Annotated in this window: 2 protein-coding genes and 1 pseudogene; 1 reads left to right on the top strand and 2 read right to left on the bottom strand. The window is 71.0% G+C overall.

Going from position 1 to position 3,257, the window contains the following annotated elements:
* Positions 1-72: 72 nt before the first annotated feature.
* Complete coding sequence (locus AB0C29_RS40225) at positions 73-1,284, bottom strand: acyl-CoA desaturase (RefSeq protein WP_360832141.1); 1,212 nt, start codon at positions 1,282-1,284, stop codon at positions 73-75.
* A gap of 56 nt (positions 1,285-1,340) precedes the next feature.
* Positions 1,341-2,399 (bottom strand): ferredoxin reductase, encoded by a 1,059-nt coding sequence (locus tag AB0C29_RS40220; RefSeq protein WP_360832139.1) that lies wholly within the window; start codon positions 2,397-2,399, stop codon positions 1,341-1,343.
* A 95-nt stretch (positions 2,400-2,494) separates the two neighbouring features.
* Between AB0C29_RS40220 and AB0C29_RS40215 the strand changes: the two are divergent.
* Positions 2,495-3,257 (top strand): annotated as a pseudogene (locus AB0C29_RS40215) (PucR family transcriptional regulator); the annotation flags it as partial.

Raw genomic sequence — 3,257 nt, 5'->3', positions numbered from 1 at the left:
GGGCGCCGAAGGTGATGTTGCCGGCCCAGTTGGTCACCACGTTGCTCACCGGACCAGCCTAGGCCGTACGGGTCAGGAGTTCACAGCTACGGGCTCGGTCTGGGTCTCGGTGGCCGGGCGCTGCCAGCGGGTTGCCTTCACCTTGCGGCCGCTGGCCGGGCGCGGGCCGTCGGCGAGGGCCTTGGCCTCGCCGCGGTTGGGCAGCGAGAGCCGGAAGACCTTGTACCAGGCCGAGCCGACCTGCCGGGGCAGCGAGCCGCTGGTGTACGAGAGCCCGTAGCGCTGGAACAGGTCGCGGATCTGCGGCGCGATCTCCTGGTACCGGTTGCTGGGCAGGTCCGGGAACAGGTGGTGCTCGATCTGGTACGACAGGTTGCCGGTCATGATGTGCATCGCCCGGTTGCCGTCGATGTTGGCCGAGCCGAGCATCTGGCGCAGGTACCACTCGCCGCGGGTCTCGCCCTCGATCGAGGTGCGCTCGAAGGTCTCCACGCCCTCCGGGAAGTGACCGCACATGATCACCGAGTGGGTCCACAGGTTGCGGACCAGGTTGGCCGTCGCGTTGGCGGCGATCGTGGTCAGCCAGGAGCCGGTCAGCGCGGACAGGGCCGGGTGCACGCCGTAGTCCTTCAGGATCTGCTTGCCGATCTTGCGGCGGACCTGCTTGAGCCGCTCCTTGAACTGCGGCGACTGGCGGCGCTTCTTGGTCTTGAGGTTCTTGCCCAGCTCCAGGTCGTACGCGGCGATGCCGTACTCGAAGAAGCAGGCGTTGACGAAGTTCCAGAGCGGCTGACCGAGATGGATCGGGTGCCAGCGCTGCTGCTCGTCGACGCGCATGATGCCGTAGCCGAGGTCGTTGTCCTTGCCGATCACGTTGGTATACGTGTGGTGCAGCTCGTTGTGCGAGTGCTTCCACTGCTCCGACGGCGAGGCGTTGTCCCACTCCCAGGTGGTCGAGTGGATCTTCGGGTCCCGCATCCAGTCCCACTGGCCGTGCATGACGTTGTGCCCGATCTCCATGTTCTCGAGGATCTTGGCGACCGACAGGCCGGCCGTGCCCAGCAGCCAGGCCGGCGGGAAGATCGACACGAGCAGGACCGCGCGGCTGGCCAGCTCGAGCCGGCGCTGGGTGGTGATCACCCGGCGGATGTACCGGGCGTCACGTTCGCCGCGGCTGGCCACGATCTCGTCGCGCAGGGCGTCCAGCTCGCGGCCGATGGCCTCGATGTCCTCGGCGGTCAGGTGCGCGATCGGGTTCTTCGGCTTGCGCTGCAGAGTGGTCACGGCAGTCCTCGGTTTCTTTGTGAAGCTGAGCTGGAGCGGGGAGCGGGAGCGGAGTCTCAGTGGTCCAGGTGGCAGTTGCCGGCGGCGGCCGACACGCAGGTCTGCACCAGGACGTTGTCGCCTTCGACGGCGGTGGTGATCGAGCCGTCGCGCAGGTCGCGCACGGCGCCCTCGGTCATCGGCAGCACGCAGCTGAAGCAGATGCCCATCCGGCAGCCGGACGGCATCAGCACACCCGCGGCCTCGCCGGCCTCCAGCAGCGGCGTGCTGCCGTCGGCGTCGACGACCGTGCCGGTGCGGCCGAAGGTGACCTTGCCGCCGTCACCGGTGGCGATGACGGTCGGGCGGAACCGTTCGACGTGCAGGTTCTGGGTGATGCCGGCCTCGGCGAAGTGCGCGCCCAGGTCGTCCAGCATCTCGTTGGGCCCGCAGGCCCAGGTGTGCCGCTCGGCCAGGTCGGGGACCAGGGTGGCCAGCTCGGGCGGGGCGATCCGGCCGGCGGTGGCGGTGTGCCGCTCGACGAAGCGGATCCGGCCCGCGGCGGCCAGCGTGCGCAGCTCGTCGCCGAAGACGACGGCCTCGCGTTCCCGGGCCGAGTGCACCAGCACGACGTCGTCCAGCTCGTGCAGGGTGCTGCGGAGGATGCCCATCACCGGGGTGATGCCGCTGCCGGCGGTCACGAACAGCACCTTGGCGGGTCGGGTGGCCGGCAGCGTGAAGTCGCCGGCGGGCTGGTCGAGGTGCACCAGCATGCCGCGCCGGGCGTTGCGGATCAGGTAGTTGCTGACCGCGCCGTCCTTGACGGCGTTGACGGTCACCGACAGCCGGCCCGGTGCGCTGGTCACCGAGTACGCGCGCCACAGCCGTACGCCGTCCACGTCGACGCCGAGGCGGACGTACTGGCCGGGCTCGGGCCGGCGGAAGCCGCGACCGGGCCGCAGCACCAGGGTCACCGCATCGCGGGTCTCGGGCCGTACCGCCTCGATCCGGGCGCGCAGCACGCCGGCGTTGCGCAGGGGCGCGATCACGTCGAGGTAGTCAGCCGGCACCACCGGTGTCGTGAGGAGCTCCACGACCCGCCAAGCACCCGATCGCAGGGTATGAGTCACCGCCATGTCTCAAGCCTGCGGTGATCTCGGCACGAATGCCTGACCCGGTCAAGGGAATTTGACGGCAGGTTATTGTTCGCTACGAACAAAAGGGGGTCGCGGTGAGCGATGTGAAGGACTTCCGCCTGTCCGCCGAGGCGGCCGCCCCGCTGCGGCACGCCCTCCCGGCGGTCGCCACCCAGACCGTGGAGGCCATCACCGAGGGGGTGCCGGCGTACGCGAAGGCCTTCGCCGGGGAGCTCGGCCCGCAGATCGAGAAGGCGGTCCGGGCCGCGCTGGCCACCTTCCTGAACCTGGTGTCCCGTTCGGCCGGCAAGGGGCGGGGCTCACCGCTGACCCCGGCGCTCGAGGCGGCCTACGCGCTGGGTCGCGGCGAGGCGCGCAACGGGCGCAGCCTGGACTCTCTGCTGGCGGCGTACCGGCTGGGGGCGCGGGTGGCCTGGCGGGAGCTGGCGGCGATCAGCGTCGGGGCCGGGCAGGACTCGGCGACCATCGCGCACTTCGCCGAGCAGGTGTTCGCGTACATCGACGAGCTGTCCGCGGCCAGCGTCGCCGGGCACGCGGACGAGCTGGCCAGCTCCGGCCGGGTCCGCCGGCACCTGCTGGAACGCCTGGCCCAGGCCCTGCTGGCCGGTGAGCCCGCGCACGTGGTGACCGCGGCGGCCGAACGCGCGGAATGGGTGCCGCCGCAGACCCTCACCGCGGTGCTGGTGCCCGAGCCGTTCGCCCGCTCGGTGCTCGACCTGCTCGACGCCCGTACCCTGCAGGTCGCCGAGGCCGGCCCGGACGAGACCTCGGTGCTGCTGGTCCCGGACGCCCAGGGTCCGTCGCGGATCCACCTGATGCGGCTGCTGGCCGGCCGGG

Source organism: Actinoplanes sp. NPDC048791 (assembly GCF_040650095.1).
Taxonomy (GTDB): Bacteria; Actinomycetota; Actinomycetes; order Mycobacteriales; family Micromonosporaceae; genus Actinoplanes.
This window is presented reverse-complemented; position numbering and strand designations above follow the sequence as displayed.